At 35.1% G+C, this 23772-nt stretch carries 21 protein-coding genes; 13 read left to right on the top strand and 8 right to left on the bottom strand.

The window, feature by feature from the left end:
- The first annotated feature begins 323 nt into the window (after positions 1–323).
- Positions 324–590: a heavy-metal-associated domain-containing protein gene (locus V7M80_RS03015; RefSeq protein WP_333693941.1), complete on the top strand. Its 267-nt coding sequence runs from the start codon at positions 324–326 to the stop codon at positions 588–590.
- Here the strand turns inward: V7M80_RS03015 and V7M80_RS03010 are convergent.
- The 4 genes from V7M80_RS03010 to prmA form a co-directional block, all read right to left on the bottom strand.
- Complete coding sequence (locus V7M80_RS03010) at positions 582–1250, bottom strand: lysoplasmalogenase (RefSeq protein ID WP_333693939.1); 669 nt, start codon at positions 1248–1250, stop codon at positions 582–584. The genes V7M80_RS03015 and V7M80_RS03010 overlap by 9 nt on opposite strands.
- Positions 1250–2515 carry a sterol desaturase family protein gene (locus tag V7M80_RS03005; RefSeq protein ID WP_333693937.1) on the bottom strand — a complete coding sequence of 422 codons (1266 nt, stop codon included), beginning with the start codon at positions 2513–2515 and terminating at the stop codon, positions 1250–1252. Before V7M80_RS03005 ends, V7M80_RS03010 begins: the two co-directional genes overlap by 1 nt.
- On the bottom strand, positions 2516–2791 hold the full coding sequence (locus tag V7M80_RS03000) for an ATP-dependent Clp protease adaptor ClpS (RefSeq protein WP_333693935.1): 276 nt from the start codon (positions 2789–2791) through the stop codon (positions 2516–2518).
- A gap of 81 nt (positions 2792–2872) precedes the next feature.
- Complete coding sequence (gene prmA / locus V7M80_RS02995; RefSeq protein ID WP_333693933.1) at positions 2873–3709, bottom strand: 50S ribosomal protein L11 methyltransferase; 837 nt, start codon at positions 3707–3709, stop codon at positions 2873–2875.
- Between the two features lie 93 nt (positions 3710–3802).
- On the opposite strand from prmA, the gene V7M80_RS02990 reads away from it, so the two are divergent.
- From V7M80_RS02990 to yidC, 8 genes are all read left to right on the top strand, one after another.
- Complete coding sequence (locus tag V7M80_RS02990) at positions 3803–5020, top strand: porin (protein WP_333693931.1); 1218 nt, start codon at positions 3803–3805, stop codon at positions 5018–5020.
- A gap of 90 nt (positions 5021–5110) precedes the next feature.
- Positions 5111–6640, top strand: a complete 1530-nt coding sequence (guaA, locus tag V7M80_RS02985) for a glutamine-hydrolyzing GMP synthase (protein WP_333693929.1) — start codon at positions 5111–5113, stop codon at positions 6638–6640.
- A gap of 17 nt (positions 6641–6657) precedes the next feature.
- The gene (locus V7M80_RS02980; RefSeq protein ID WP_333693927.1) at positions 6658–7410 is read left to right on the top strand and encodes a lytic transglycosylase; all 753 of its coding nucleotides are present in this window, start codon (positions 6658–6660) and stop codon (positions 7408–7410) included.
- 20 nt (positions 7411–7430) lie between these two features.
- Positions 7431–9323 carry a PBP1 and LysM peptidoglycan-binding domain-containing protein gene (locus V7M80_RS02975; RefSeq protein WP_333693925.1) on the top strand — a complete coding sequence of 631 codons (1893 nt, stop codon included), beginning with the start codon at positions 7431–7433 and terminating at the stop codon, positions 9321–9323.
- Complete coding sequence (locus V7M80_RS02970; RefSeq protein ID WP_333693924.1) at positions 9323–9724, top strand: OsmC family protein; 402 nt, start codon at positions 9323–9325, stop codon at positions 9722–9724. Before V7M80_RS02975 ends, V7M80_RS02970 begins: the two co-directional genes overlap by 1 nt.
- A 65-nt stretch (positions 9725–9789) precedes the next feature.
- Entirely contained in the window at positions 9790–10017 is a 228-nt protein-coding gene (locus V7M80_RS02965) for a DUF3820 family protein (protein WP_333693923.1), read from the top strand.
- A gap of 154 nt (positions 10018–10171) precedes the next feature.
- On the top strand, positions 10172–11791 hold the full coding sequence (locus tag V7M80_RS02960) for a CTP synthase (RefSeq protein ID WP_333693921.1): 1620 nt from the start codon (positions 10172–10174) through the stop codon (positions 11789–11791).
- Between the two features lie 35 nt (positions 11792–11826).
- Complete coding sequence (yidC, locus tag V7M80_RS02955; RefSeq protein ID WP_333693919.1) at positions 11827–13713, top strand: membrane protein insertase YidC; 1887 nt, start codon at positions 11827–11829, stop codon at positions 13711–13713.
- A gap of 59 nt (positions 13714–13772) precedes the next feature.
- On the opposite strand, the gene V7M80_RS02950 is transcribed toward yidC, so the two are convergent.
- Entirely contained in the window at positions 13773–14750 is a 978-nt protein-coding gene (locus V7M80_RS02950; RefSeq protein ID WP_333693917.1) for a fasciclin domain-containing protein, read from the bottom strand.
- A 349-nt stretch (positions 14751–15099) separates the two neighbouring features.
- On the opposite strand from V7M80_RS02950, the gene V7M80_RS02945 reads away from it, so the two are divergent.
- From V7M80_RS02945 to V7M80_RS02930, 4 genes are read left to right on the top strand one after another with little or no spacing between them, the layout of a single operon-like run.
- Entirely contained in the window at positions 15100–15843 is a 744-nt protein-coding gene (locus tag V7M80_RS02945; protein WP_333693916.1) for a toxin-antitoxin system YwqK family antitoxin, read from the top strand.
- Positions 15844–15875: 32 nt separating this feature from the next.
- Entirely contained in the window at positions 15876–17063 is a 1188-nt protein-coding gene (gene mnmA / locus V7M80_RS02940; protein WP_333693915.1) for a tRNA 2-thiouridine(34) synthase MnmA, read from the top strand.
- A gap of 25 nt (positions 17064–17088) precedes the next feature.
- A complete protein-coding gene (locus tag V7M80_RS02935; protein WP_333693913.1) occupies positions 17089–18699 on the top strand; it encodes a S8 family serine peptidase in 1611 nt (536 codons plus the stop codon).
- Entirely contained in the window at positions 18699–19643 is a 945-nt protein-coding gene (locus tag V7M80_RS02930; RefSeq protein WP_333693912.1) for an NAD(P)H-dependent flavin oxidoreductase, read from the top strand. Before V7M80_RS02935 ends, V7M80_RS02930 begins: the two co-directional genes overlap by 1 nt.
- Positions 19644–19692: 49 nt before the next feature.
- Here the strand turns inward: V7M80_RS02930 and lpdA are convergent, their stop codons facing one another.
- The 3 genes from lpdA to truA all read right to left on the bottom strand — a co-directional run bounded on the left by lpdA (position 19693) and on the right by truA (position 23681).
- Entirely contained in the window at positions 19693–21081 is a 1389-nt protein-coding gene (gene lpdA, locus V7M80_RS02925; RefSeq protein WP_333693911.1) for a dihydrolipoyl dehydrogenase, read from the bottom strand.
- Positions 21082–21183: 102 nt separating this feature from the next.
- Positions 21184–22932 carry an ABC transporter ATP-binding protein gene (locus V7M80_RS02920; protein WP_333693909.1) on the bottom strand — a complete coding sequence of 583 codons (1749 nt, stop codon included), beginning with the start codon at positions 22930–22932 and terminating at the stop codon, positions 21184–21186.
- 14 nt (positions 22933–22946) lie between these two features.
- Positions 22947–23681 (bottom strand): tRNA pseudouridine(38-40) synthase TruA, encoded by a 735-nt coding sequence (gene truA, locus V7M80_RS02915; protein WP_333693907.1) that lies wholly within the window; start codon positions 23679–23681, stop codon positions 22947–22949.
- Positions 23682–23772 lie beyond the last annotated feature (91 nt).

Genomic DNA, 23772 nt, shown 5'->3' with positions numbered 1-23772 from the left:
TTATCCATAAAAAAATCTGTAAAAACATAATTTATTTATATAAAAACTATACATAATTTATTTTTTTTGCTAAATAATGATAATCCTTGCAATTGTTGTGATTTAACGGTAGATTTTCAGTTGTTTTACGAAAGGAAAACTCATTACAACGTTTGAAGTTGAGGTAATGTATAGGTGTTTTCGATTCCGTTATAGTTTTTTGTAAAGTTTTTTCTCTTACAAATTATATCAGAAACAGGTCTTTATGTATTTGAAACGAAATGCTAAAATTGTTTTAGTAGGTTTTTCTATTTTGTATCTTTGGTATAGTAAAAGTTAATTTTATGAAAACTGCAATTCCAATACAAAATTTAAAATGTGGAGGTTGTGCCTCTACCATAAAAAACAGAATTTCTGAACTCAACGGAGTGCATTCTATTGAGGTAAATTTAGAAACAAGCACCGTACTAGTTGAACATGAAATGCAATTAAAGATTTCAGAAATAAAAAACGTACTTCGGAAGATTGGTTATCCCGAAGTAGGTGAAGCTAATTCTTTGGGAGAAAAAGCCAAGTCTTTTGTAAGTTGTGCGATTGGAAAACTAAGCTAAAATTTTACTATTGTATTTTAAAATTGAATTTACAATACAAAATTGGGCTCCTAAATAGGTACTCATAATCCAAAATGAACTCATGGGTACAGGTGAATGGAATTTGTTAATAGCCAAAATACTATCTGAAATGACAAATAATATGGCTCCAATCAAAACCCAAAAGTTACTGGGTTTTCCCCATTGAAAAAAGGCTTTAATACTCATAAATAACATCATGGAAATGACAATTGCATAAACTGTAACCGGAATCTTCATTTCCTGTAGTGTATCCCATAAAAACGAAAGCATAACTAAAAGATAAACAGCAACAATAGGAATAAATTTTAAGTATGATTTACGATTATATTGTATTTCTTGTTGATGGAAAAGATATATATAGATTAGATGTGCGACTAAAAATGAAACCAATCCTGATATAAAGAATAAAGCATTTTGATCTGCAAACAGTAATAAAACATCACCAATCCAAGAGCAAAATAAGGCCAAGAGAAGTGTTTTTTGCGTTTTAAATGGTTCACTTACAGATACAATGCTAATTAGAATTGGGATTAACACAGGCTTTAACCACCAGGCCATATCTTCTTTATCGCCAATTAATAAAAGCATATAAAGCAAACAAAATACTATAAAACTCTGCGTGTATTTTTTACTTTTCATTAGGATTTAATTGGGGTAGGAGTGTGAAATTCATAATTCGAAAAGTAATACGACATGAAAAATGAAGCGAGTAAGTACAATCCCAAAATGTAATTTCCTATAACTAAATGTTGGTTTAACCCAAACCAATCGCCGTAAAGATATAGAATACCAAAGCCCAAAAACATACGAAATAACTCAAAAAAGTAAGCATTAGGATTGGTATCCATCAATTCAGTTAGGCTGTAAATAGTTACTAAAACAAAAAGGCCATATATGAAAATGTTTGGTAAACCAATGGAAGCCACATTGGCAAATAGGTAACTCACAAATCCTAAGATTACAAAAAGTTGAATAATAGAATAGTAAGTTAATAAATTGGAATGATTGGGATGGTATTTCTCAAAAGCATACACATCTTCAATTTTATGAACCGGATATTTTTCTTCAAAACCTTCTGGTCTCCAACCGGTTGGCATAAACCAAATTCTAAATTTGTCTTTCCAATTTTCGGCATGCCATGCATCTTTGATTAGCAACCATAAATGCTGAAAATTAATTTTTATGGGATTCCAAGTTTGAGCAGGTCTTGTAATCCCAAAAACGGCGGGAACTTCTTGTAATTCTTCTTGAAAAGTGCCAAACCACTTGTCCCAAAAAATAAAAATTTGTCCGTGATTTTTATCCAAATATTCTTTGTTTATAGCATGATGTACGCGATGATGAGATGGCGTAACAATGATTTTTTCCAAAATTCCCATTTTGCCAATGTGTTTGGTATGGTACCAAAATTGTAAAAACAAATGCAAAGGCAAAACAATAGCTATTACGGTTGCCGGAACGCCTAAAAAGGCTGCCGGAAGTAATAAAAAAGTAAACAAATTAACAAAAGAAGAAATAGATTGTCGTAAAGCACATGCCAAATTGAATTCTTCACTACTGTGATGAATAGCATGTTTATTCCAAAAAATATTGATTTGATGTGACCAGCGGTGCGTCCAATAGCCATAAAAATCAATCACAAAAAAAGCAATGATGTAAGTGAGAATTGTATTTTCAATGGTAAATATTGCCACTTTACTCACCATCCATTCATAGGTCAAAATGGAAACACTAATGCCCAATACATCTTTCACAGCATTGGTAATTCCGGAGCTCAGACTCGAAACGGTATCCATCAAAGGAGCGGTATCATTTCCTTTGAAATAACCATACGCTTTTTCAATTACTATGAGTAATAGAAATGCCGGCATGGCTATGATGAGTATTTTACCGTATTGTTCCATTTAAATAATTTCGGCACTTAATCCGGCCTCGAGCAATTGGGTACATTGCGGTTTTAATTCGTCAAACGGTCCGGTTTTGACGGTGCATTTACCTTTGTAATGTACAATAATTGCACATTGTTCAGCTTGTTCGCTTGTATGTTGACAAACACGAATTAACGTATCAATCACATGATCAAAAGTGTTTACATCGTCATTAAAAAGCACAATTTCGTTGTTGATGCCAATGGCTTCTTCGACTAAAACTTCTTCTTGAATTTTTTCTATCGTACTCATACTGTAATTTAAAGTTTACTCTGGATTTTTTGATTGTTCGATTTTTTGATTTTCGAATAATCTGACAATCTAAAAATCCAACTATCCCAACTGATACTTCAAACTCACCCAATTATTGCGTTCTAATGTTTTTTCCAATTTCAAACCAAATTTTTGGCAACATTCGTCTATGGCCGGTATATCTGCTTGGTAAAAACCACTCAAAAATAATAAACCATTTTGATTTAAACAATTCACATAGCGATGCATATCGTTCAAAAGTATATTTCGGTTGATATTAGCAATAATTACATCGTATTTTTGATCAATTAATAGCGATGCATCCCCTTCATAAACGCTAATGTGTTGGCAGTTATTTCGTTCTGCATTTTCAATGGAATTCAAGTAGCACCAATTGTCAATGTCAATCGCATCAATGGGTTTGGCTCCTTTCATTTCGGCTAAAATGGCTAAAATAGCGGTTCCGCAACCCATATCTAAGGTTTTTTTATCAACCAAATCGGTTTCCAACAAATGTTGAATCACCATGTGTGTGGTTTCATGATGACCCGTTCCAAAACTCATTTTCGGTTCAATGATTATATCAAATTCCGCATCGGTTTTAGGATGAAAGGGAGCTCGAACATGACATTTACCATCAACATCAATCGGTTCAAAGTTTTTTTCCCATTCTTCATTCCAATTGACTTGTTCAATTTCTTCTATTTGGAATGAGATTACAAATTCGGGAGAATTCAAAATATAAATATCCTCCAATATATCGGCTGTCCAAAGTTCTTTTTGAATATAAGCCGTTACACCAAATTCGGTTTCAATAAAACTTTCAAAGGGTTTTTCTCCTAATTCGGCAACCAAAATTTCGCTTCCCAATTCTTTCGGTTCAACCGTAAAGTGATATCCTAAATATATGTTTGACATGATTTAATTTTTGGGCAAAGATAACAATGCAATTTCATTCCTTTTACATTCCAAAAATTAATTTACTTTTGCCCAACAAACACAACTACTTTGATGAAACCAAAATGCCTTTTATTTTTTGTGCTCATATCCTCACTTTCTTTTGCTCAGGATATCAAGTTCAGTACAAAAGACAACGATTTAAAGTTGGCCACTTTGCCTTATTACAATTATGGTAGAGGATTAGGATTAACATCTCCGGACAGTATTTTTCAATTGAATATTCGATTCCGAATGCAAAACCGAATGGGTTTTTTAAAAAATGAAGACCAAGAAGAAGCATTTGAAGGTCAAGTTAGACGTTTGCGATTGCGTTTTGATGGTTATGTGGGAAATCCTAAATTTTTATATGCCATTCAATTATCTTTTGCACCAGGCGATGTTGGTGAGATTGAACTTGGAGAAAACATTAATATTATTCGTGATGCAGTTGTATTTTATCGACCCAACAAACATTGGAGTTTTGCCTTTGGACAAACCAAATTACCGGGAAACAGACAACGGGTAAATTCTTCAGGAGCTTTACAAATGACTGATAGAACAATCAATAATGCTCGTTTTAATATTGACCGTGATTTCGGGTTTCAAACTTATTTTTTGAATGAAAAAAAAGAAAAGTTTTCCTATAATGTAAAAACTGCTGTTAGTACGGGAAATGGAAGAAATGTAACTAAAAGTCCGGATAATGGATTTGCTTTAACCGGTAGAATGGAATTGTTTCCGCTAGGTTCATTTTCAAAAGACGGTACCAATTTTGAGGGTGATATTGCAAGGGAACAAAAACCAAAGTTATTACTGGCCGGAACTTTTCATAGAAATGTAAAAGCTCGTCAAACCCAAGGTCAATTAGGAGTTGATTTATTTGAAAAAAGAAATATGGAATCCGTTTTACTGGATGCCATGGTTAAATATAATGGATGGGCTTTTATGAGTTCCTACATGAATCGAACTTCAAATAATCCATTAACTTTTAATCCTGAAGATGTAAACGATTTCAACTTTGTTTATGTGGGAGAAGGATTTGATTACCAATTGAGTTATTTGTTTCCAACTAATTATGAAATAATTGGACGTTTTTCTACACAAAAAGTAAATAAAGCTATTCAAACATTTACACCCAACACCAAGCAATACAGCGTAGGGGTAACCAAATACTTTTGGGAGCATGCTTTCAAATTACAATCCGAATTTACGGTAGATGAATTGTCTTATTTCAACGGAACTTCACGAACCAATTGGTACATCCGTTTTCAAGTTGAAATTGGAATTTAATCCTTATTTGTAAACTTTAGTGCTTAAAATTAATTAAAATTTAACCGGAAAACCGTTTCTCACTTTCCGAGAATATCCCTATTTTTGCCCATGCAACACAACGTACTTATTTTAGATTTTGGTTCGCAATACACACAACTTATTGCGAGAAGAGTTCGAGAATTAAACATATTCTGCGAAATTTTTCCTTACAATCATGTTCCTGAAGATTTATCTTCTTTTAAAGCGGTAATTCTTTCCGGTAGTCCTTTTTCGGTTCGAGCCGATGATGCTCCTCATCCCGATTTATCCCAAATTAGAGGCAAAATGCCTTTGCTTGCTGTTTGTTATGGAGCTCAATATTTGGCTCATTTTAGCGGTGGCGAAGTAGCTCCTTCCAACATAAGGGAATACGGCAGAGCCAATTTGAGTTTTGTGGATGACCATGATCCGTTTTTTGAAGAAGTGGCTCTCAATAGTCAAGTTTGGATGAGTCATTCGGATACCATTAAAAAATTACCAACAAATGGAGTTCGATTAGCCAGTACCAAAGATGTTGAAAATGCAGCGTATCGAATTGAAGGTGAAAAAACCTATGCCATTCAATTTCATCCGGAAGTTTATCATTCTACCGACGGAAAACAAATGTTGGAAAATTTTTTGGTGCGTATTGCCGAAGTACCACAAAATTTTACTCCAAATGCTTTTGTTGATGAAATTGTAGCGGAATTAAAAGAAAAAATTAAAGACGATAAAGTCGTTTTAGGACTTTCGGGTGGAGTGGATTCTACCGTTGCTGCGGTTTTATTGCATAAAGCTATTGGCAAAAATTTGTATTGTATTTTCGTAAATAATGGCTTATTGCGTAAAAATGAATTCCAAAATGTATTAGATCAATACAAAGGAATGGGATTAAATGTAAAAGGTGTAGATGCAACCGACCGATTTTTAGATCAGTTAGCCGGAATTGAAGAACCGGAAGCCAAACGAAAGACTATTGGTCGTGTATTTATAGAAGTTTTTGATGATGAAGCCCATCAAATTGAAGACGTGAAATGGTTGGCACAAGGAACGATTTATCCGGACGTAATAGAATCGGTTTCCGTAAAAGGACCATCGGCTACCATTAAATCGCATCATAATGTGGGTGGTTTACCCGATTTTATGAAATTAAAAATTGTAGAGCCCCTTCGAATGTTGTTCAAAGATGAAGTGAGAAGAGTAGGAGCTACCTTGGGCATTGATCCGGAATTATTGGGCAGACATCCCTTTCCTGGTCCCGGTTTATCAATTCGTATTTTAGGTGATATAACTAAAGAAAAAGTTCGTATCTTGCAAGAAGTTGACGCGATTTTCATAGAAGGATTAAAATCACACGGTTTATACAATCAGGTTTGGCAGGCCGGAGCTATTTTGCTGCCTGTGAATAGTGTAGGGGTAATGGGAGATGAGCGAACCTACGAAAAAGTGGTTGCTTTGAGAGCGGTTGAATCTACCGATGGAATGACCGCTGATTGGGTGCATTTACCGTATGATTTTTTGATGAAAATTTCTAATGAAATCATCAACAAGGTAAAAGGTGTGAACAGAGTTGTTTATGACATCAGCTCAAAACCGCCTGCTACCATTGAATGGGAATAAATAAACATACATAAAGAATGAAGAAGTTACTGTTTGGAGCAATTTTAGGATTGCTATGCCCCCAAATCACTTTTTCACAAACCGTTATAAAACCCGGAATGGATGCTGTAAAACATACGGTGTCTGCCGGTGAAACTGTATTAGATATTTCGAAGAAATACACTGTAGACCCAGCTGAAATTTACAGAGCCAATCGTTTTGCAATTGATGGCGTAAAGGAAGGAATGGTTTTGGAATTTTATGTTCCGCAGAAATCTCCCGAAATTCAAATACCAACAGAGCAATATGCTGTTAATACAAAAGGGAATTCAAATGAAACTTCAACTCCAAAAATTGAAAAAATTGAAAAAGTTGAAATCAATTCAGTTCCATCTAAAGTACAAAACAGAGGAACTCATAAAGTTTTACCCGGTGAAACCCTTTATGGATTGTCAAAAAAATACAACGTTACCGTTGATGAATTGAAAAATGCTAACGCCATCTTGATGAAAAATAATCTTCAAGCTGGTCAAGTTTTGAAAATACCGGATGGCATAGTTATTGAAAGTGTAAATTCGAATCAAAATAAAGTTGAACCTAAAACTGAGCTTAATTCAGATAAAAAGCAATTAAAATCTGAAACCATTAAGCATACTGTTTTACCAAAGGAAACACTTTACGGTTTGTCAAAAAAATACAACATTTCGATAGAAAGTATTATTTCACAAAATGAAAAAGTATTGAAGAATGGATTGCAAACCGGACAAGTATTGCTTATCGTTTTGAATTAAAATTTGTAAAAGCCCTTTATATGAATACCTGTAAAATAGTGATTTCTTCTCTACTATTTCTTTTTTTTTCATGGAGTATTACGGCTCAAGTGACTAAACATACCGTGCAAAATGGTGAAACGGTAACCTCAATTGCACAAAAGTATAAAGTGACACCCTATGACATTTACAGATTAAATCCGGATGCTCAAAACGGAATTCAAGAGAATAAAGTTTTGTTAATTCCACCTTCTTACAAGACTGAGCCCAAAAAAGAAATTTGGCATGAAGTAGAAGCCAAAGAAACCCTTTTTGGTATTGCCAAAAAATACAATACTACGGTAGAACAAATTCAAAAGCTTAATGAGGAAGCACTTAAAGAGGGCTTAAAAGTGGGAGCTAAAATTCGGGTTTCAGGAGAAATTCACAAGGATAATCATAAAAACCAGTCAACCGAAAAATTCCACATTGTACAACCTAAAGAAACTTTATTTGGTATTGCAAAACAGTATCAAATTTCAGTAGAGCAACTCAAAAAATTAAACCCTCAAATCGATGAAGGGCTTCAGCCCGGACAAAAGTTGTATTTACAAGCAAATACAAAAGCTCCCGTTGAAATACAAAGTTTGGGAGATATAGAAACACAAAGAAAACCGGCTCTTCCGGCAATGCTCACATATGAAGTTAAGGCAAAAGAAACCCTTTTCGGATTGTCAAAACAATTTCAAGTTTCACAGCAAGAATTACTTACTCTCAATCCGGAATTGTCTGACGGAGTGAGAGAAGGTATGGTAATTAAAGTCCCAACCAATCAAATGGGTAGAATGAGTAATTCGAAACCTGTAGTGGATTTATCTAAAAACAGAAGCCAAAACGAAAAAAGAGAAATGGTTTTGTTGTTACCTTTTAATATTTCAAAAATTCAAAGTGATACCACGCTTTCTACGCAAGCCAGACTCAAAAAAGATGGTTTTTTAAACATGACACTCGATTTTTATTCCGGAGCACTGATGGCTATAGATTCTGCAAAAAGATTAGGCATGAATGTGGGTATAAAAATATTTGATTCTCAAGAAACGAGAAGCTCTTCTCAGGTGACTACAATTATCCAAAGTGAAAATCTAAAAGATTCAGATGTTGTTATTGGTCCTTTTTATCCGCAACATGTTGAAAAAGCAGCACAAATACTTCAAGAATACCAAGTTCCTGTAATCTCTCCTTTGCGAGAGGTGTCTAAATCATACCCCAATCTAGTTCAATCTATGCCACCAACCGATTTGGTTAAGCAAAAAATGATTGAGTTTATTAGGAGTAAAAACGGAAATGCAATAGCAATTATTGATCAAAAAAAGGGTTCCTCCCGAACTTATTTTCAAACCCATTATAAAGATATTTATTTGGCTCCTCTAAACGAAAAAGGAGGAATTATTGGCGATAGTATAAAACTTAAGCTCAGTAAAAGTAAAGTCAATTATTTTATATTGGAAACCGCTACAACCAGTATGATTTTCTCCGCTTTGGCTCAATGCAACCAAGCTAATTCAAATGGATTTCAAGCAGAGTTGGTTGTTTTGGATATCAATCCTACTTTTGAAACAGATGAGATTTTCTCCCGTTTAGTGAAACAAAAAATAATATTCCCATCTCTCACTCGTTACCAAGATACTCCCGAGTCTGTTCTATTTGCCATAAACTACAAAAAGAAAAACAATACCTATCCTAACCAGTTTGCCATTCGCGGATTTGATTTGATATTTGATACTTTATTGCGATTATCTCAATCCCAAAGTTTAGAAACTACATGGAACAATTCGGCCACCGAAGGAATTGAAAATAAATTTGATTATTCTTTTTCAGAATCCAAAGGATTTGCCAACCAAGGGGTATATATTATGCAGTATGAAGAAGATTTAACAGTTAAATTATTGAATTAATGACTTCCAAAGTAACTTATATAGGCGATTTACGCACTACTTCAGTACACTTACAATCGGGTACAGAAATTCTATCCGATGCACCAAAAGACAACCATGGAAAAGGAGAAGCGTTCTCGCCAACCGATTTGGTAGCCAATTCTTTAGCGACTTGTATGATTTCAATAATGGGAATAAAATCTAGAGATTTGAATGTAGATTTAACCGGTTCAACTGTTGAAGTCACCAAAATCATGCAAGCAGAACCTCGAAAAATTGCCAAAATAGTTACGGTTTTTAACCTAAATCTTGCGGCAGATGATAAAACTAAAACTATTTTAGAAAGAGCTGCTATGACTTGCCCGGTAATGTTGAGTTTGCATCCGGATATCGAAAAAGAAATCACATTTAACTGGAAATAGTTCCCTGTTTTAGGTTGTCCGTTATCGGTTTTCAGACAACAAATAACCGAAAAGAGACTAAAAAATTGGACCAACAAAAAATCCTTATCAAATTAGCCCATACCCAAATGCCTTTCGGGAAGTACGAAGGGCGTTTCTTGATTGATTTACCCGAATATTATGTGGTTTGGTACCATCAAAAAGGCTTCCCTAAAGGAGAATTGGGAAAGCAACTCCAATTGGTTTACGAACTTAAATTAAACGGATTGGAACATTTGGTTCGTACCATCAAAGAAAAATTCCCAAAGCCTTAAAGTTTAATTATCATTGGATTGATTGGTTTGGTTAATATTGTCAAACAATCTCCTTATTTCATTTTTACATTGATGAATTAAATCGTATTTTTGCACCGTTTTGAAGTAAAGTTTTATTTCATAACACACAACTACAACAACAAACAACAACACAATGAATCAAACAAAGTATATTTTTGTAACCGGTGGCGTAACGTCTTCCTTAGGAAAAGGGATTATTGCGGCTTCGTTAGCAAAATTATTGCAAGCCAGAGGCTATCGAACCACCATTCAAAAGTTCGACCCGTATATCAATGTCGATCCCGGAACACTAAATCCCTATGAACATGGTGAATGTTTCGTAACGGATGATGGGGCTGAAACGGATTTGGATTTAGGGCATTACGAGCGTTTTTTAAATGTGCCCACCTCGCAAGCTAATAACGTAACCACCGGAAGAGTCTATCTTTCTGTGATAGAAAAAGAGCGACGTGGAGAATTTCTAGGTAAAACGGTACAAGTTGTTCCGCATATTACCAACGAGATTAAAGAAAGAATGCAATTGTTGGGTAAATCTGGCGATTTTGACATCGTGATTACCGAAATTGGCGGAACTGTGGGTGATATTGAATCATTACCCTATATTGAGTCGGTTCGTCAATTGTTATGGGAATTAGGCGAAGAGAACGCTATTGTTATTCATCTTACGCTAATTCCGTATTTGGCGGCGGCGGGAGAATTGAAAACGAAGCCTACGCAACATTCGGTTAAAACGTTGATGGAAAGCGGAATTCAAGCCGATATTTTAGTTTGTAGAACCGAGCACGAATTGTCTGATGAGTTGCGTCAAAAATTGGCTTTGTTTTGTAATGTGAAACGAGAAGCGGTAATCCAATCGATTGATGCGTCAACGATTTATGATGTACCCAATTTGATGTTGGAAGAAGGATTGGATAAAGTTGCTTTAAAGAAGTTGAATTTACCCGAAAAATCTTCTCCCGATTTGAAACAATGGAACGAGTTCTTATACAAATTGAAAAACCCAAAACATACGGTTAATATCGGATTAGTTGGAAAATATGTTGAATTGCAAGATTCCTACAAATCAATATTAGAAGCGTTTATTCATGCCGGAGCTGCCAATGAAACCAAAGTCAATATCATAAGTGTGCATTCGGAATATATTGATAGAAATAACGTGGCAGAAAAAATAGGAGGTTTCGACGGTATTTTGGTCGCACCCGGTTTTGGAGAAAGAGGAATTGAAGGAAAAATAGAAACCGTTCGTTATGTTCGAGAACACAATATACCGTTTTTCGGAATTTGTTTGGGAATGCAAATGGCGGTGATTGAATATGCTCGTAACGTTTTAGGGTTTGAAGATGCCAATTCAACCGAAATGAATTCGCAAACAGCTCATCCGGTTATTGATTTAATGGAAGAACAAAAAACAATAACCGATAAAGGCGGAACCATGCGTTTAGGAAGTTGGAAATGTAACCTTGAAAAAGATACATTAGCGTATCAAATTTATGGCAAAGACCAAATTCAAGAGCGTCATCGTCATCGTTTTGAGTTCAATGGAAAATATAAAGAACAACTTGAAAATGCAGGTTTAAAAGCAAGTGGAAATAACCCGGATACCGGTTTGGTAGAAATTATTGAAATTGCAAACCATCCGTTTTTTATCGGGGTACAATACCATCCGGAATACAAAAGTACTGTGGCCAATCCACACCCCATTTTTGTGGGGTTTGTAAAAGCTGCCGTTCAACATAAAGTCGTTTCTGTTTAAAATTTGAAACGCAACAATTATAATTAATTAACTCAATGGAAGAAAAAAAATTAGACGTCAACTCGATAATCGGATTCGGATTAATCTTCGTTATTTTGATTTGGGTAATGTACAACAGCCAACAAAGCGAAGTTGAAGAAAAAGCCAAACAAGCTCAAAAAGAACAAGTTGAAGCCCAAAAACCTCAAGCAAGTTCAATTCAAAAAGTTGAAACCGACTCAACGGCAATAGTAACCGATTCTTTAAAGGTTTTGCAACAACAAAGTGCCTTAGGAGCTTTTGCATATTCTGCCTCACTTCCTTCTGCTAAGAATGATTTCACAACCCTTGAAAATGAAGTGGTTCGATTAAAAATTGCGAACAAAGGGGGATATATAGTTGAAGCCGAAATGAAAGGATTTGAACAGTTTACCAAAGGTTCCGGAAAACAAGTTCACTTAATAAAAGAAGGGAATGCTAATTTCAATATCGAGTTGAAAACCAATGATAACCGTAGCTTAAATACCCAAGATATGTATTTTGAGCCTACTGTATCTAAAGACGGTGAAAACCATGTGGTTTCTTTGAAATTAAAAGCCGGTAACAATCAATTTTTGGAATACCGTTACGTTTTAAAACCCAACGAATACATGCTCGATTTTGCCATACGTTCGCAAGGATTAAATACGGTTTTAAATACATCCAATCCTTTAAATTTAGATTGGCAAATCAAAACGTATCGTAATGAAAAAAGCGTGAGTTATGAAAATCGCTATACCGAACTTATTTTTGAATACGAAGGGGGTAAAGACGATTATCTAGGTCAAGGTTCTTCTACTTCTGATGAGCCCAAAGATGTATCTTATATTGCATTTAAACAACATTTCTTTACATCGATTCTATTGACCGATACCCCATTTGAAAAAGCGGTGGTTGTTTCTGAAAATTTAGTAAAAGATGAGGAAAAAGATACTTTATATACCAAACAGTTCAAAGCTTCAGTTCCTCTTGCATTTCAAAATGGTGAAGTAAACTACAATATGAATTGGTATTACGGACCAACGGATTACCATATTTTAAATAAGTACGATAAAAATTTAGACGAAATTGTTCCTTTGGGATGGGGAATTTTCGGATGGATTAACCGTTACATTTTTATTCCAACTTTTGATTTTCTTATTCTATTCTTACCATTTGGAATTGCCATTATTGTATTAACCATTTTGGTACGTATTGCCATGTCGCCCGTAACCTATAAATCCTATTTGTCGCAGGCCAAAATGAAAGTGTTACGTCCTGAGATTATGGAATTGAATACCAAATTCGGTAAAGACCCTATGAAAAAGCAACAAGAAACTATGAAGTTGTATTCTAAGGCTGGAGTAAATCCTATGGCTGGGTGCTTGCCGGCTTTACTTCAAATTCCGGTGTTCTATGCGTTGTTCAGTTTCTTCCCATCTGCAATTGATTTAAGACAAAAGAGTTTCCTTTGGGCAGATGATTTATCTTCATTTGATTCGGTTATTAACCTACCATTCTATATTCCATTTTACGGAAATCACGTAAGTTTGTTTCCTATATTGGCTTCAATTGCTATTTTCTTTTACATGAAAATGACAACCGGAGATCAAGCTATGAGTGCACCACCACAAGAAGGTATGCCGGATATGGGTAAAATCATGAAAATGATGATTTATTTATCTCCAATAATGATGTTGTTCTTCTTTAATAATTTTGCATCCGGATTAAGTTTGTATTATTTTATTTCGAATACTATTACTATCGGAATCATGTTGGTTATCAAGAATTATATTATTGACGAAAAGAAAATTCACGCACAAATTCAAGAAAACAAAACGAAGCCTAAATCTATGAATCGCTTCCAACGCAAAATGCAGGAAATGATGGAAGAGGCAGAAAAGCAAAAGAATTTAAAAAAATAAAAAGCATAAAAAAAAGCTCCGATTTACTCGGAGCTTTTCTTTTTCATAGCAATAAAAGATTAAAAATTAGGTAGAATAACTTTATTAATAGCGTGAATTACTCCATTTGTAGCTTGAACATCTACAGCTATAATACCGCTAGTTCTTGTTCTTTCGTCTGTAATTGTAGTTCCAGAAATGGTGAAAGTTCCGGTTTCAAGTGTTGTTATAGGTCCAGCCGGAATTTGGTTTGAACGTACATTGGCACCACCCACAACATGATACAATAAAGTACTTGTTATTTGAGCTTCAGTTAATGCTGCAATACCACCAATACCAGACAATTCAGTGTTTAAATCTGTAAAGGCATCATTTATAGGTGCAAAAACAGTAAATGGAGGATTTATACCGTCTCCGTTACCACCATTTGTACGATTCAATACGCTTACAAAATCTGTAGCAGGTGTCAAAGTTGTCAATGCAGTTACTAGTGTAGAAAAATTCGGGTCAGCAGTTGCAAATGTCACTATAGTGGGTAAACCAATTACTGCATCCACCACATGAATTACTCCGTTAGAAGCTATAATATTAGCACCTCCCGGTGTTACATTAGATACTCCATTCAATTTCACACCATTACGCACATCTACATACATGCTTAATGTGGCTGAACTTGAAGCCGAACCTGTGGCTAGTGTGGAAACATAACCGTTTGTTAATTGAGCTGCTTGTAAACTTCCTAAAACAACGTGATTCAACAATACTTCTTTAAGTAAAGCTGGTGGGACATCATCAAGAGAACTGAACCCATTGGCATTCAAAAAAGAAGTAAAAGCGGTATTTGTTGGAGCAAATACGGTAAATGAACCTTCACTATCTAATGTAGCGGCAAGATCTGCTTTAACCAAAGCTTCAACTAAAATACTAAAGTCTGCATTTCTGCTGGCAATGTCAGTAATTGTGTTAGAAACGCGTCCGGTTTCGTCATCACTACAAGAAAAACTCATAACTGCAACTACAGCTACTAAGATAGATTTAAATAAATTTACTTTTTTCATAACGGTTTGTGTTTTTTAATGTTTTTACAAATTTATGTAAAAAATCATTCTGTTTAACTTATGTAAAAAAAAGGTAAACAAAATTAAGAGTTTTTTATTCATCGATTCACATAAAATAATCATGCAAAAGACCTTATTTTTCAATGGTTTTTTAAAAAAAACTGCGAATTATTGTGAAATCATATTTAACACAAAAATAACACTAACGAACACAAAAAATGATTTCAAACAAGCAATGAAAATCAATTAAATTAGTATACTTGAATTCACTTAGAATACTTTATTTTTGTAAAATTAGTACACTAAATCATTCCTTTTTGGAGTTATACCTTTTTTAATAATTTAACTTATGAAATATTTAATTTTTGGGTTGGTTTTTATTTTTTCCGGACTTATTGAGACTTTGCATTCTCAAAACATTTCGAATCAGCTAGACAGTCAGGGTAGAAAACACGGACTTTGGAGGGGGTATTACGAAGATACCAAACACCTCAGGTATGAAGGGGAATTTAAAAACGGACAAGAAGTTGGTTTGTTTACTTTTTATGACAATACTAAAGCTAAAGCAATTATTGCAACGAGAGACTTTTCAAAAAATGATGGTTCTTGCTATACCATTTTTTACAACGGTAAATTCAAGGTAAGTGAAGGTACTGTAAAGGATAAAAAATTTGAAGGACTTTGGAAATATTATCACTTGAAATCGGAAGTTATTATGACCGAAGAGCACTATAAATCGGGTGTTTTACATGGTTCTCGGAAAGTTTATTACAATTCCGGTGCTCTAGCCGAAGAAGCAAATTATGTTAATGGTAAAAAAGAAGGTTCCTATAAAAAGTTGGCAGAAAATGGAGTTGTTTTAGAAGAATCGAATTTTAAAGAAGGTGAATACCATGGTGAAGCTCTATTTAGAGAAGCTAATGGCACCGATTACAGTACAGGTTTTTATAAAAATGGAAAATCTGTAGGCATTTGGAAGTTTTATCAAAGTGGAAAATTGGTTCGTGAGGAAAATAAAAGCGAAAAGAAAAAAGCAAAACCTAAAACAGCTGCCGGTGAGGCTAAAAGAAAAGTTAAAGCCAACAAACAGTAATTTTTAAAATAGTTAACTTTGCCACAAAAAGAATGAAAAGAGTTGTTGTTGGACTTTCTGGAGGTGTAGACTCTAGTGTTGCGGCCTATCTTCTTCAAGAGCAAGGCTATGAAGTAATAGGATTGTTCATGAAAAATTGGCATGACGATTCGGTTACAATCTCAAATGAATGTCCTTGGTTGGAAGATTCAAATGATGCTTTGTTAGTTGCAGAAAAACTTGGAATACCGTTTCAAACAGTTGATTTAAGTGAAGAATATAAAGATCGTATTGTGGACTATATGTTTAAAGAATACGAGAACGGTAGAACTCCAAATCCGGATGTGCTTTGCAATCGCGAAATTAAGTTTGATGTTTTTTTAAAAATTGCCCTTTCATTAGGTGCAGATTATGTAGCAACGGGGCATTACTGCAGAAAAGGAACCCTACAAAAAGACGGGAAAGAAATCTATCAATTACTAGCCGGTGTCGATACAAACAAAGACCAATCTTATTTTCTTTGCCAATTATCTCAAGAACAGCTTTCAAAATCTTTATTCCCTATTGGAGAGCTAACTAAACCTCAAGTACGGGAAATAGCTGCAAAATTGGATTTAATTACAGCAGAAAAAAAAGATTCACAAGGGTTGTGTTTTATAGGTAAAGTGCGTTTGCCCGATTTTTTACAACAAAAATTGCAACCCAAAGAAGGAGAAATTATTGAAATTGATAAGGATAACTCAATCTATTCTAAACCGAAACCTCAATTCGATAGTCTTGAAGATAAACTCAAGTTTGAGTCGGAGCCTTTTCCATACAATTCATCAATGGGAAAACGAGTAGGTAAACATCAAGGGGCTCACTATTTTACTGTAGGTCAACGTAAAGGATTAAATGTTGGCGGTACTAAAGAAGCTTTATTTGTCATTGCAACCGATGTGATAACAAATACGATCTACACCGGTCAAGGTCACGATCACCCGGGGCTTTACAGAAGTGTTTTAAGAGTAAAACCGCATGAATTGCATTGGGTAAGAGAAGATTTAAAGTTGCAAAATGGGGAATCAATGGAAGTAAAAGCCAGAATTCGTTACCGTCAGGAGTTGCAAAAAGCCACCTTGTATCAATTTGAAAGCGGACTCTATGTTGCGTTTGATAAACCCCAATCTGCCATTACAGAAGGACAGTTTGTAGCATGGAATAGAAACGATGAATTAGTGGGTTCGGGTGTAATTTCATAAATTAGTACTTTTAAAGTTGCTTTACATGAAAAAAGGGCTATGGGTTTTACTAGTATTCTGGGGGCTTGTATGTACTGCTCAGGAAGATGCTTGGGTTTATTTTACAGATAAACCCAATGCCAATTTTTATTTGAATAATCCTCAAATTCTCTTTTCTCCAAGAGCTTTGGAAAGAAGAGCAAACCAAAATATAGCTTTAAATTTTTCAGATGCTCCGGTTGAAGAGTCCTATTTAGAACAGGTTTCAGCACTAGCTGGAGTTACGGTATTGGCGAAATCCAATTGGATGAATTGTGCACATGTGAGAGGAAGTGTTTCTGCTATTCAATCGGTATTAAGTTTGCCATTTGTTAATCGAATTCAATTTGCTAATAAAAATTTGAATTCTACAGATAGGCCACATAAAACATCAAAAGAATTCAAAATATCGAAATGGAATGCCGAACAAGAATTTTTACAATACGGAAGTGCCTCTAATCAAATCCAGCAATTAAACGGTCATTTGTTACATCAAGAGGGTTTTACAGGAGCCGGTAAAATCATTGCCGTTTTAGACAATGGTTTTATTGGAGTTAATACAACACAGCCTTTTGCACGTTTATTTCAAAATAATCAAATTTTGGGAGGATATGATTTTGTAGATCGGGATGAAAATGTTTACGATGGAGGGAGCCATGGAACGATGGTTTTATCTACTATTGGTGCCTATCGGGAAAATGAATTGATTGGTACAGCTCCAAATGCTTCCTTTTATTTATTTAAGACAGAGGCAAATGCTTATGAAAATCCATTAGAAGAATCTTTATGGGTTGAAGCTGCAGAAATGGCTGATCGCTTGGGAGTTGATATCATTTCTACTTCATTAGGGTATTCTACTTTTGATAATCCAAATTACAATTATACCTATCAAGATATGAATGGGGTTACGACCTTTATTTCAAGAGGTGCCGAATTAGCTTTTTCTAAAGGTATATTTTGTGTTACTTCAGCAGGAAATTCTGGGTCAAGTAGTTGGCAATACATTACTGCACCGGCCGATGCTATTTCTACATTAACCGTAGGTGCTGTAAATGCTCAAGGCAATTATGCCGCATTTAGTTCTATTGGCCCTTCTTTTGACGGAAGAGTCAAACCAGATGTTGTAGCACAAGGCGTTTTTTCTACCGTGGTATTGGCTTCCGGTCAAATAGGAGCTTCAAATGGCACGTCGTTTTCTGCCCCAATTGTTTCGGGTCTTGTTGCCTGTTTGTGGCAAGCTCTTCCCGATAAAACCAATACCGAATTACTCCAAATTATCAGAGAATCCGGTCATTTGTATTCCAATCCCACAGCTCAACTGGGTTATGGCATTCCAAATTTTTACAATGCTTTGCAAAACAACTTATCGGTTGAATCATTTCACGCATTGGATGTTTCTTTATATCCCAATCCTTTTTCAGACAAGGTTTCTTTCTACTCTTCAAACGCTATAGAGAATGGGTCTATAAAGATTTGGAATACAACCGGTCAATTGGTGTTTAAATCTACACTTTTTCCCTCGGAATCTTTAAATTTATCTGAACTACCCAAAGGATTATATCTTTATGAGTTGGAACAAGCTTCTTCTCAATTTAAAGGGAAATTAATTAAAAAATAATGAATAGAATTACACAACTTTTTAAAATAAAGTACCCAATTATCCAAGGTGGGATGATTTGGAACAGCGGATACAAATTGGCCAGTGCAGTAAGTAATGCCGGTGGTTTAGGTTTAATTGGTGCCGGTTCCATGTATCCGGAAGTTTTGAGAGAACACCTACAGAAATGTAAGAAAGCAACCGATAAGCCTTTTGGGGTAAACGTTCCGATGTTGTATCCCAACATTGAAGAAATCATGCAGATTATAGTTGATGAAGGCGTGAAAATCGTTTTCACATCTGCCGGAAATCCGAAAACATGGACTCCTTTTTTAAAAGAACACGGCATAACAGTAGTTCATGTGGTGAGCAGTTCCAAATTTGCTTTAAAAGCACAAGAAGCTGGGGTAGATGCTGTTGTGGCAGAAGGTTTTGAAGCAGGCGGACATAATGGAAGGGAAGAAACCACCACTATGACTCTAATACCAATGGTAAAAGAAAATGTTTCCATTCCGTTAATTGCTGCCGGCGGAATTGCCACCGGAAGGGGAATGTTGGCCGCTATGATTTTGGGTGCCGATGGCGTACAAATGGGAAGTCGTTTTGCAGCCTCTGTTGAAAGTTCGGCACATGAAAATTTTAAACAAACTATAATTGATACCAAAGAAGGTGATACTTTAGTTACCTTAAAAGAACTTGCACCTGTTCGATTGATTAAGAACAAGTTTTATAATGATTTGCAAGAGTTGTATGCTAAATGTCCCACTCCCGAAGATTTGAAAGCCTTATTAGGACGAGCAAGAGCCAAGCGAGGTATGTTTGAAGGTGATTTAGTGGAAGGCGAATTAGAAATCGGACAAATTGCGGGATTAATTCACGATATAAAACCAGTTAAAGAAATTATTGATTCGGTAATGGAGGAATTTGAATTGACCAAGCAAGAAACCCAAAATTTAAAATATTAAAAAAAAGAAGCCGCTCTTAATTTGAGCGGCTTCTTTTTTTAGTACTTTTTTACAAGTGAATCACTTCGCCATACGCATCTGCCACTGCTTCCATCACTGCTTCACTCATCGTTGGGTGCGGGTGGATGGCTTTTAAGATTTCATGACCGGTTGTTTCTAATTTACGAGCTACAACGGCTTCGGCAATCATATCGGTTACGCCGGCACCTATCATGTGGCAACCTAACCATTCACCGTATTTGGCATCAAAGATTACTTTTACAAAACCGTCCGGAGTTCCGGCTGCTTTTGCTTTTCCGGAAGCGGTAAACGGAAATTTACCCACTTTGATTTCGTATCCTTTTTCTTTGGCTTGTTTTTCAGTTAAACCAACGGAAGCAATTTCCGGTGTAGCATACGTACAGCCCGGAACGTTTCCGTAATCAATTGGTTCAACGTGATGACCGGCAATTTTTTCAACACACAAAATTCCTTCTGCAGAGGCTACGTGTGCCAAAGCTTGCCCCGGTGTTACATCACCAATGGCATAATAACCCGGAATGTTGGTTTGGTAGTAATCATTTACTAAAATTTTATCTCTATCGGTGGCAATACCCACTTCTTCTAGACCAATATTTTCAATGTTTGTTTTGATACCAACGGCTGATAATAAAATATCGGCTTCTAAAACTTCTTCTCCTTTAGCCGTTTTCACAAAAGCTTTAACACCGTTTCCACTGGTATCAATTCGTTCTACTGATGAATTGGTCATTATCGAAATTCCTGCCTTTTTTAACGAACGCTCAAATTGTTTTGATACATCTTCATCTTCCACAGGAACAATGTTAGGCATGAACTCTACAATGGTTACTTCTGTTCCCATGGCATTATAAAAACTGGCAAACTCAACACCAATAGCACCAGAACCTACTACAATCATTTTTTTAGGTTGTTCCGGTAAGGTCATAGCTTGGCGGTAACCAATTACTTTTTTACCATCTTGCGGAAGGTTGGGCAACTCACGAGAACGAGCTCCGGTAGCAATGATAATGTGATCTGCACTGTATTCTGTAACTTTTCCATCAGCAGCGGTTACATCTACTTTTTTGCCCGGTTTAATTTTTCCAAAACCTTCAATAACATCAATTTTATTTTTTTTCATTAAGAATTGAACCCCTTTGCTCATTCCGTCTGCCACACCGCGGCTACGGTTGATTACGGCTCCAAAATCTTTATCAAATTCTTTTACCGTTAATCCATAATCTGATGCATGTTTCAAGTATTCGAAAACTTGAGCTGATTTTAGAAGGGCTTTGGTTGGGATACATCCCCAATTCAAACAAACTCCACCTAAGTTTTCTTTTTCAATTACGGCAACTTTAAAGCCTAATTGTGAAGCTCTAATGGCTGTTACATAACCACCGGGACCACTACCTAAAACAATGATATCGTATTTCATAATATAAATGATTTGCTTTTTTATAAAGTGCGAAAATAAGGATTTAATCTCTTTTTAGAAAGTTTCATCGCTTTATTATTTTGTCAAAAATCTAATAACAAATTAATGGAATTCTAAAAATTGGGAATCGTATAAATTTTTATAGTAACCGTTTTCAATAGATAATAATGTAGTATGGTTTCCTTGTTCAACAATTTTTCCTTTTTCCATGACTATAATTTTATCAGCATTTACTACAGTTGCTAATCGATGTGCAATAACTATTGAGGTACGATTTGCTGTAATTTTTTCGGTAGCTTTTTGTATGAGTTCTTCTGAATAGGTGTCTATCGAAGAGGTAGCTTCATCAAGAATCAATATACTCGGATTACTTACATAGGCTCTTAAAAAGGCTATCAATTGTCTTTGTCCGGACGACAACATTACTCCACGCTCTTTCACATTGTAATCGTATCCATTAGGGAGACTCATTATAAAATCGTGAACTCCAATTTTTTTTGCAGCCAGAATTACTTCTTCTCTTGTGATATTGGGATTATTTAATGTTATATTATTAAGAATTGTGTCGGCAAATAAAAAAACGTCTTGTAATACAACAGCAATTTGTTTTCGTAAGCTATTTAATGTGAAGGTATTAATGTTTTGATTGTCAATAGATATAGAACCACTTTGAATATCATAAAAACGATTGAGCAAATTGATAATGGTTGATTTTCCGGCTCCCGTGGCCCCCACAATAGCTACAGTTTCTCCCGGATTTATAGTTAAATCCATTCCTTTAATTACTTCTTCTCCTTCGATGTAACTGAACCGAACATTTTCAAAAACAATTTGACCTTTAAAATGGGGGGCAGTAACAGAGCCCTCGGATTGTATTTGGTCTTTTAAATCCAAAATGGTGAATACCCGATTTGCGGCAATCATTCCCATTTGAAGCTCATTAAACTTATCTGCAATTTGTCTCAATGGATTAAATAGCATCCCAATGAGCATGGTATAGGTAACTAAATCACCTACGGTAGTAGTTGTATTGCCTTCAATAAGATTGAGTCCACCATAAAAAACAATAAGACCAAGTGTTACCGATGAAATAATATCAGCTATAGGAAAAAATATAGAGTTATACCATACTGTGCGTATCCAGGCTTTGTTGTGTTTTTGATTGATTTCTTTGAATTTTTCATATTCAATTTTTTCTCTGGAAAACAATTGAACGATTTTCATTCCGGTTAACCTTTCTTGAACAAACGTATTAAGGTTTGCAATTTGAGTTCGAACTTCTTCAAAAGCCGATTTCATTTTGATTTGAAAAACACGTGTGGCATAAACCAGAATGGGCATGGCTAAAATGGCAATCCAAGAGAGTTTCCAATTCATAAAAAACATGACAATGATTACCGCAATCATTTTCATTAAATCGCTTATAATCATAAATAATCCTTGACTAAAGATGCGAGATATAGATTCCATATCAGAAACCGTTCGGGTAACCATTTGTCCAACCGGTGAATGATCAAAATATTTCATTTTAAATTTTGAAACATGATTGAATAATTGATTTCGAACATCTTTTACTATATCTTGACCCAGCCAGTTTGCCCAATAGACAAAATAAAATTGTGATACCACTTCCATGAGTAGAATAATTCCCATAAGGGTTATATACAGCAGAAGTCCGTGATTGTCTTTAAGTTTTATGTAGTGGTCTACCGTTTGTTTTAGCAGATATGGGCGAAGAGCCGCAAAAACTGAAAGCGAGATAGCCCATACTACAACTCCATTGAATCGCCAACGATAGGGTTGTGAATAAAGTAAAATGCGTTTAAAAAGTTTGAGGTCAAATGCTTTCATTTCTTGTATAAGGCTTATAGATAGGGGTATTTAATATCGGTTAAGTAGAGGCCATGGGCCGGAACAGAAAAACCGGCCAGACTTCTTTTTTTACTTTCAATAATGTGACGCAAATGTTGAACCTCACTTTTTCCTAAACCAATTTGAATTAAAGTTCCTACGATGGCTCGAACCATGTTTCTTAAAAATCTATCGGCTGATATAGTAAAAATGATTTGATTGGATTTTAGCGTCCAAAAGGCTCCAGTAATCTTGCAATTAAAAGTAAAAACATCTGTATGAGTTTTAGAAAAGCATTCAAAATCGGTATACTCCATTAGAATTTTACTTGCTTCATTCATTTTTTCTACATCCAAGGGTAGAGCATGATACCAACTTAAATCTTTATAAAATGGATCTTTAAACGTATGAATATGATACTCATAGGTTCTTTGATTTGCATCAAATCTGGCATGAGCTTCATCATGAACCTGAATTATATCGTAAATAACGATCTCTTTAGGCAAAAACGAATTAAGTTTGGGTATCCAATATAATTTGTCAATAGATTCAACAAAATCAAAATGAGCAAACATGCATTTGGCATGCACTCCGGCATCGGTTCTACCAGCTCCAACAATTTCAATTTTAGTTTTAAAAAGCAGTGTTAAAGCTTTTTCTAAAGTTTCCTGAACTGTCGAGGCATTGGGTTGAGATTGCCAACCATGATAGGGGGTTCCGTTGTATGCCAGTTTTATAAAATACCTCATAATGTAAATACAAATATAATCGAAATGCAATGGGTACAAATTTAGGAAGAATATAATTTTACGTTAAACTTTTCAGGATTGATTAAAAGAG

Source organism: Flavobacterium sp., from assembly GCF_036759525.1.
In the GTDB taxonomy this organism is placed as follows: domain Bacteria; phylum Bacteroidota; class Bacteroidia; order Flavobacteriales; family Flavobacteriaceae; genus Flavobacterium.
The sequence above is the reverse complement of the archived record's forward strand: the minus strand, read 5'-3'. Positions and strand labels throughout refer to the sequence as shown.

Excerpts from the sequence above, each read along its gene's own strand:
- V7M80_RS03000 (WP_333693935.1), bottom strand. The coding sequence starts at position 2,791 with ATGAGTACGATAGAAAAAATTCAAGAAGAAGTTTTAGTCGAAGAAGCC.
- V7M80_RS02980 (WP_333693927.1), top strand. The coding sequence starts at position 6,658 with ATGAAGAAGTTACTGTTTGGAGCAATTTTAGGATTGCTATGCCCCCAA.
- guaA (WP_333693929.1), top strand. The coding sequence starts at position 5,111 with ATGCAACACAACGTACTTATTTTAGATTTTGGTTCGCAATACACACAA.
- V7M80_RS02975 (WP_333693925.1), top strand. The coding sequence starts at position 7,431 with ATGAATACCTGTAAAATAGTGATTTCTTCTCTACTATTTCTTTTTTTT.
- V7M80_RS02930 (WP_333693912.1), top strand. The coding sequence starts at position 18,699 with ATGAATAGAATTACACAACTTTTTAAAATAAAGTACCCAATTATCCAA.
- V7M80_RS03010 (WP_333693939.1), bottom strand. The coding sequence starts at position 1,250 with ATGAAAAGTAAAAAATACACGCAGAGTTTTATAGTATTTTGTTTGCTT.
- truA (WP_333693907.1), bottom strand. The coding sequence starts at position 23,681 with ATGAGGTATTTTATAAAACTGGCATACAACGGAACCCCCTATCATGGT.
- V7M80_RS03015 (WP_333693941.1), top strand. The coding sequence starts at position 324 with ATGAAAACTGCAATTCCAATACAAAATTTAAAATGTGGAGGTTGTGCC.
- mnmA (WP_333693915.1), top strand. The coding sequence starts at position 15,876 with ATGAAAAGAGTTGTTGTTGGACTTTCTGGAGGTGTAGACTCTAGTGTT.
- lpdA (WP_333693911.1), bottom strand. The coding sequence starts at position 21,081 with ATGAAATACGATATCATTGTTTTAGGTAGTGGTCCCGGTGGTTATGTA.
- V7M80_RS02950 (WP_333693917.1), bottom strand. The coding sequence starts at position 14,750 with ATGAAAAAAGTAAATTTATTTAAATCTATCTTAGTAGCTGTAGTTGCA.
- V7M80_RS02960 (WP_333693921.1), top strand. The coding sequence starts at position 10,172 with ATGAATCAAACAAAGTATATTTTTGTAACCGGTGGCGTAACGTCTTCC.
- V7M80_RS03005 (WP_333693937.1), bottom strand. The coding sequence starts at position 2,515 with ATGGAACAATACGGTAAAATACTCATCATAGCCATGCCGGCATTTCTA.
- V7M80_RS02990 (WP_333693931.1), top strand. The coding sequence starts at position 3,803 with ATGAAACCAAAATGCCTTTTATTTTTTGTGCTCATATCCTCACTTTCT.
- V7M80_RS02970 (WP_333693924.1), top strand. The coding sequence starts at position 9,323 with ATGACTTCCAAAGTAACTTATATAGGCGATTTACGCACTACTTCAGTA.
- prmA (WP_333693933.1), bottom strand. The coding sequence starts at position 3,709 with ATGTCAAACATATATTTAGGATATCACTTTACGGTTGAACCGAAAGAA.
- V7M80_RS02935 (WP_333693913.1), top strand. The coding sequence starts at position 17,089 with ATGAAAAAAGGGCTATGGGTTTTACTAGTATTCTGGGGGCTTGTATGT.
- yidC (WP_333693919.1), top strand. The coding sequence starts at position 11,827 with ATGGAAGAAAAAAAATTAGACGTCAACTCGATAATCGGATTCGGATTA.
- V7M80_RS02920 (WP_333693909.1), bottom strand. The coding sequence starts at position 22,932 with ATGAAAGCATTTGACCTCAAACTTTTTAAACGCATTTTACTTTATTCA.
- V7M80_RS02945 (WP_333693916.1), top strand. The coding sequence starts at position 15,100 with ATGAAATATTTAATTTTTGGGTTGGTTTTTATTTTTTCCGGACTTATT.